This window comes from Jeotgalibacillus sp. R-1-5s-1 (assembly GCF_004405105.1).
In the GTDB taxonomy this organism is placed as follows: domain Bacteria; phylum Bacillota; class Bacilli; order Bacillales; family Jeotgalibacillaceae; genus Jeotgalibacillus.
This window is the reverse complement of record NZ_SORW01000014.1, coordinates 24,485-30,484: the sequence shown is the minus strand read 5'-3', so window position 1 is coordinate 30,484 and position 6,000 is coordinate 24,485. Positions and strand designations below refer to the sequence as shown.

Genomic DNA, 6,000 nt, shown 5'->3' with positions numbered 1-6,000 from the left:
GATGATCCTCAAAAAAAAACCAAAAAAGATCTGTTTTTTCTCTTGACTATAATATAGCTGACTTTCCGTGGCCGGGCGGTGAACCCGCCTGAGCTTCGCACAGTCGGTTTCACCTGTCCCTTTCCGCCACAGGAGTCTACGGATGGTCCCAGCCCTTTGATATCTTCGTTGATCAACGGAGCATGATGAGCTAGGACATTTTTAAAAACCAACAGATTGGTAGTCAAAATCATGAAAAGCCCCTGCTTTCGCAGGAGTTTTTTGATGGGTGTTGTTTAATAAGCTGGAAGAGTTTTTAACTCAATTGTGAATGTTTTAGCAGTTCTCTTAACTATTACACTTTTTAATACGGATTTTAATTAATCAAAAAGAGGGAAGGATTTCCCCGGAGACTCCTACGGCGGAGGAGGGACAGGTGAAACCGTTGTGCGTAGCACAAGAGGTTCACCGCCCGGCCGTGGAAAGCGAAGGGGAAATCCTTCCCGGTTTTCATTTGCACCAATCTTCATAAATCACTTCTTCAACAATAAATAAACAAAATAAGGTGCACCAATAATCGCGACGACGACGCCTGCAGGGACGCCGGTTGGGTCGATGAGGTTTCGGCCGATGGTGTCTGCGGTGAGCAGCAGCCAGCTGCCAATGAGCATGGCGATTGGGATAAAGAGCTGATTGCGTGGGCCGATCAGTGACTTTGCGATATGCGGCGCCATCAGGCCGATGAAGGCAATACCACCTGATACAGATACGGCTGCAGCGGCAAGGGCTACGGCAGTCAGCATCAGAATAATTCGTTCCCGGTTTACTTTTACCCCCACACCGATTGCCACCGGCTCACTCATGTTTAAGATATTCAGCCGCTGTGCGTTATATAAGATAAATGGCACGAGAATGACGAGCCAGGGGAGAAGCGCCCAGACGAATGGCCAGCTTGTTCCCCATACATTTCCTGCAAGCCACTGTGCGATGAAGTCGACTTTGTCGCGATCTGTAGAAGAGATCAGGACGACCATCAACCCTGAAAGTGCCGCTGAAAAACCGACGCCAATTAAGATCAGTCGGATCGGCTGCAGTCCTCGATCCCGTTCATAGGCGAAAAGATAAATCAGTATAGCTGTAATCAGTGCCCCCGCAAAGGCAACCGCTGGAATGACATAGGTGAAAGCCCCCGTTTCGATCGGAACAAAAAGAAAGAACACGGCAACAGCAGCGCCCGCGCCAGAGTTGATTCCGATAATACCGGGGTCAGCCAGATCATTTCGGGTGATGCTTTGTAAGACAGACCCTGATACAGCCAAAGCCATTCCTGCTAAAAGAGTGACGAGCATACGCGGAAGCCTCAGTTCAAATAACACGAATTCGTCTACGAACTCTCCCTGACCAAGGATTGTCGGGATGATGCGATCATAGGAAACGGAAGAAGCACCGAATCCAATGCTGACGATCATGGTGATAAGTACAAGCAGTGAAAAAGCAATCATAAATATACGTTGTTTTCTAATAACAGATGGGTGGATCATGCTGACATATTCACTCCTTTACGAACAACGTACAAGAAGAATGGGAGGCCGAGCACGGATACGATCGCTGCAACTGGTGTTTCAAATGGTGCATTCAGCAGTCTTCCTGCGGTATCAGCGAACAGCATGAAAGTACCGCCAACAAGTACACACATCGGCAGGATGTAACGGTAATCCGTTCCGACAATCGAGCGCACAATGTGCGGGACGAGAAGGCCTGCAAACGCTAAGTTGCCGGCAAGAGCAACAGCTGAACCGGCAAGAATAACCGTCAGCACAAAAAATACCGCTTTAACCTGGCCGATTCTTGAGCCGAGTCCTACCGCGACTTCTTCGCTTAAGCTCAGTATTGTCAGTTGTTTAGAAAAAAGGATGGCGGCTAAAATACCACCTGCTGTAATGGGAATCAGCAGATTCAGCTGACTCCAGGTTGTCCCGATCAGCCCGCCTGCTGTCCATTGCGCAACGTTTTGTGATAAACGGAATGTCAGTGCAATGCCTTCTGCGATTGCGAAAAGAAAAGCGGAAACGGCTGCGCCTGCCAGCACGACACGTATAGGTGAAAAGCCGCCTCTTCGTAATGAAGCGATCCCGAACACAAGTCCGGCACCGACTGCAGCACCGACGAAGCTTGCGGCGATAATGCCCATATAATTGATGCCCGGAATGAACGCAAAGGCAACAGCAAGAGCAGCATTTGCACCTGCTGTCAGGCCTAAAAGTCCAGGGTCTGCCAGCGGGTTTCTTGTCATACCCTGCATAATGGCACCTGATACGGCAAGTCCTGCTCCTACAACGATGGCTGCGACTTCACGGGGGAAGCGGATTTCAATCAGCACGAGGGAGGTCGAGCTGCGATCCCCTGTAAATATGGCGCGGAAAACGTCCCGTAATGAAGTATCGGCCGCACCAAACGTGATGGCAACCAGGAACATCGCAGTCATAATAAGAAATGCCCCGATAAATTTAATGGTTAACGCACGTTCTTTATTCATCATCTTCACTCATTTCACACAAAAAAGGCTGTAGAGGGCTACAGCCTTTTGGAATTTATTCGTTACCAAGGAAATTTTCTTTAAAGAATTCAAGCTGAATTTCCAGTGTGATTGGATCATTGAAATAGAATTCCTCAGCGTTTGCGACAAACATATTTCCGTTTTTAACGGCAGGAATATTTTTAAACGTTTCGGTTTCCATAAACGAATTGTCCTGATCTGCCACGCGGCTGACGATTAAGTAGTCGCCTGCGTATTCAGGAAGAACTTCAGCTGAAAGGGTGTAGTAACCTGGCTCGAGTGCAACTTCCTGCACTTTTTCAGGCATTTTCAGACCCATTTCCTGATAAAGAATTTCGGTTCCGCGCGCCCAGTTGTCGCCGAATACGTAAAGCTGTTTATCGAAGTTTTCGATGACGCTGACGGTTGCGTCCTCACCGATTTTTGCTTTGATTTCTTCTCCAGCTTCCTGCGCACGGGCCTGGAAGTCCTCAACCCATTCTGTTGCTTCTTCTTCTTTGTTCAGGAGCTTTCCAATTTCAATCTGCTGTTCAAGGTAATCAAGGGCACCGTAAGTATAAGTGACGGTAGGTGCAATTTCCTGAAGCTGTTCAAGGTTTGGTGTAGTGGAAAGACCGATAATCAGATCAGGATCAAGCTCGATGATCTGCTCAAGATTATCAGCAGTGACTTCCTGTGCATCTTCAAGGTCGTAGTTTGGACTTCCTTTTGAATACGAGTCTACCCCAACAATATCGTCATCGAGTGCAAGCACATTCCCCGCGTATGTTGACAGAACAACAATGCGTTCAGGGTCTGCCGGCACTTCAACTGGACCGTTTTCTGATTCGTATGTGATGGTTTCAGGCTCGGATGAACTGTTATCAGCTGCTGCGTCTGAAGAAGACGTTTCAGCGTTTGAGTTGCAGGCTGCCAGCACTAAAGCGGCAAGAAGGGAAACAGGTAATAGTGACTTTTTCATGGTGTGGTTAAGCTCCTTTTACTAAATTATAAGATAAACACATAGGCTTATTGGTCAGTGGATCGCGTCCAATAGTGGCATCAATATTGAAGACTGTTCTGAGGATGTCCGGCTGAATAATTTCTTCACCGGAGCCTGCTTTTACAATTTCACCGTCTTTTAAAGCAATGAGATAATCAGCAAACCGTGCTGCCTGATTCAGGTCATGAAGCACCATAACAATCGTGCGACCCTGCTCCTTATTCAGTTTTTGCAGCAGCTCAAGCACTTCCAGCTGGTGGGCCATGTCGAGGTAGGTAGTCGGCTCATCAAGAAAAATAATATCCGTTTCCTGAGCAAGTGCCATGGCAATCCATACACGTTGTCGCTGACCTCCTGATAAAGCATCGACAGGGCGGTGCTTGTAGTCAATCGTATCTGTTACTTCGAGTGCCCAGTCGATTACTTCTATATCACGTTTGGTGAGCCGGCCAAGTCCCTTCTGATGTGGAAACCTACCGTAAGAAACAAGCTCACCGGCTGTCAGACCTGCTGCACTCTCCGGGGTCTGGGGTAGAATAGCCATCTTTTTAGCCAGTGCTTTGGTGCTCTCTTTTGAAATCGGCTGTCCGTCCAGCACTACTGATCCGGACTGATGGGAGATAATTCGCGTTATTGCTTTTAATAAAGTTGATTTCCCACAGCCATTTGCTCCGATAATGGTCGTGATTTTCTGGTCGGGGATTTTTATACTAAGGTTTTTGACAATCGGCTGATCGCCATAACCAATGGAAATATCTTCTGTATACAAACGCACCATAGGAGAGCCTCCAATGTATTTTCACTATGATGATAATGATTCTCACTATCAGCAATTTATACTATAAGCCGCTAAATTTAAATTGTCAACACAATTCAGATTGCTTTTATGCTACAATACTCTTATGATGTAAATGAGAATGAGAATCAATCGCTTATATATCAATGGTTCACGGATGATTTGAGGAATGATAATCGGGAGTGAAAATAATGCGCAATGAATTATATGATGTAACGATCATAGGCGGGGGGCCTGCAGGATTATATTCTGCCTTTTACAGCGGTCTTCGCGGAATGAAAACGAAAATACTAGAATATCAGCCGCACTTAGGCGGAAAAGTGAACGTATATCCTGAAAAAATGATCTGGGACGCAGGTGGCATGCCGCCGGTCACAGGTGCCAAAATGGTTGAACAGATGATTGAACAGGGACTGACTTTTGATCCATCAGTCTATCTAAATGAAAAAGTGGATGCAATCCGAAAAAATGAAGATGGTCATTTTGAAGTAACGGCAGCAAGTGGTAACGTCCACCTTTCCAAAACTGTCATTGTGGCAGTTGGGAGCGGAATTCTCAATCCTCAAAAGCTTCAAATCGAGGGAGCTGAGCGTTTTGAAGTTACAAACCTTCACTACACAGTCCAATCGCTGAAAAAGTTTAAGGACAAGACCGTCTTAATCTCAGGTGGAGGAAACACCGCGATTGACTGGGCAAATGAACTTGAGCCGATTGCGAAAAAAGTGTATATCACACACCGCAGCTGTAACTTCAAAGGACATGAGGCACAGATTGGTCAGCTGATGAAAAGCTCAGCAGTGTGTCTGTTGAACACACAGATCACGAAGCTTCAGGCATCAGCAGCTCACGATGCCATAGAGCGAGTTGAACTGACCCACAGCATCACAAATGAAGTCAGCTATCTGGATGTGGACGATGTCATCATTAATCACGGCTACGAAATTGATGCCTCACTTATTAAAAACAGTGAGCTGCCAATCGATATGGCCGATGATTATTTCATCAAAGCATGTGCAGCCGGTGGATCAACCGTCCCGGGTTTATATGCAGCCGGCGATATAGTAAAGCATGAGGGCAAACTCAACCTGCTCATGGGTGCTTTCCACGACGCAGCCAACGCCGTTAACCAGGCAAAACGCTACATCACTCCTGACGCCGGAGCAGCCGCAATGGTTTCCTCCCATAACGACGTTTTCAAAGACCGCAACCGTGAACTCGTAAAAAAATTATAAAATGAAAAACCGGGGCAGAGATGTCCCGGTTTCTTAATTAACTAAAACAAGCTGAGGCAAATGATCTGCATGTAGATCATTTGCCTTTTTATTTTCTTCATCATTGTCCGGATCAAGATAAGTAGAGGGGGCGTTTGGTCAGCATTGATTTGACCACTCTTTCAGGTTATTTAACCACTTTTTGGCTTTATTTGACCACTCTTTCAGGTTATTTAACCACTCTTTCGGCTTATTCGACCACTTTCCGAAGTCATTTAACCACTCTTGCGCGACCACCTTCACTTATTCACATGTGGATAACAGCTAAAAATAAGTCATGCCCAATCATCCCGTGGATATGTGCACAAAGTCTGTGAATAAAGGAGCATCTTCACATTAATCCTCTTCTAAAGAAATGCATTCTCAAATAAATGTAAAATATCACTTGAAAATGATATTCATTATCAACTATAAT

At 46.0% G+C, this 6,000-nt stretch carries 5 protein-coding genes; 1 reads left to right on the top strand and 4 read right to left on the bottom strand.

Features of this window, described 5'->3' with window-relative positions; all coding sequences use genetic code 11:
- Window positions 1–512: 512 nt before the first annotated feature.
- From E2491_RS07260 to E2491_RS07245, 4 genes are read right to left on the bottom strand one after another with little or no spacing between them, the layout of a single operon-like run.
- Window positions 513–1,520 carry a FecCD family ABC transporter permease gene (locus tag E2491_RS07260; protein WP_134374463.1) on the bottom strand — a complete coding sequence of 336 codons (1,008 nt, stop codon included), beginning with the start codon at window positions 1,518–1,520 and terminating at the stop codon, window positions 513–515.
- Window positions 1,517–2,518: a FecCD family ABC transporter permease gene (locus E2491_RS07255; protein ID WP_134374461.1), complete on the bottom strand. Its 1,002-nt coding sequence runs from the start codon at window positions 2,516–2,518 to the stop codon at window positions 1,517–1,519. The genes E2491_RS07260 and E2491_RS07255 overlap by 4 nt, the downstream gene beginning before the upstream one ends.
- Window positions 2,519–2,570: 52 nt before the next feature.
- On the bottom strand, window positions 2,571–3,497 hold the full coding sequence (locus E2491_RS07250; protein ID WP_134374459.1) for an iron-hydroxamate ABC transporter substrate-binding protein: 927 nt from the start codon (window positions 3,495–3,497) through the stop codon (window positions 2,571–2,573).
- Window positions 3,498–3,504: 7 nt separating this feature from the next.
- Window positions 3,505–4,296, bottom strand: a complete 792-nt coding sequence (locus E2491_RS07245) for an ABC transporter ATP-binding protein (protein ID WP_134374457.1) — start codon at window positions 4,294–4,296, stop codon at window positions 3,505–3,507.
- A 206-nt stretch (window positions 4,297–4,502) separates the two neighbouring features.
- Here E2491_RS07245 and E2491_RS07240 point away from each other — a divergent pair, with 206 nt between their 5' ends.
- Window positions 4,503–5,546: an NAD(P)/FAD-dependent oxidoreductase gene (locus E2491_RS07240; protein WP_134374467.1), complete on the top strand. Its 1,044-nt coding sequence runs from the start codon at window positions 4,503–4,505 to the stop codon at window positions 5,544–5,546.
- Window positions 5,547–6,000 lie beyond the last annotated feature (454 nt).

Bases quoted from the DNA above. Each gene is read 5' to 3' on its own strand.
- E2491_RS07260 (WP_134374463.1), bottom strand. From the start codon at position 1,520: ATGATCCACCCATCTGTTATTAGAAAACAACGTATATTTATGATTGCT.
- E2491_RS07255 (WP_134374461.1), bottom strand. From the start codon at position 2,518: ATGATGAATAAAGAACGTGCGTTAACCATTAAATTTATCGGGGCATTT.
- E2491_RS07250 (WP_134374459.1), bottom strand. From the start codon at position 3,497: ATGAAAAAGTCACTATTACCTGTTTCCCTTCTTGCCGCTTTAGTGCTG.
- E2491_RS07245 (WP_134374457.1), bottom strand. From the start codon at position 4,296: ATGGTGCGTTTGTATACAGAAGATATTTCCATTGGTTATGGCGATCAG.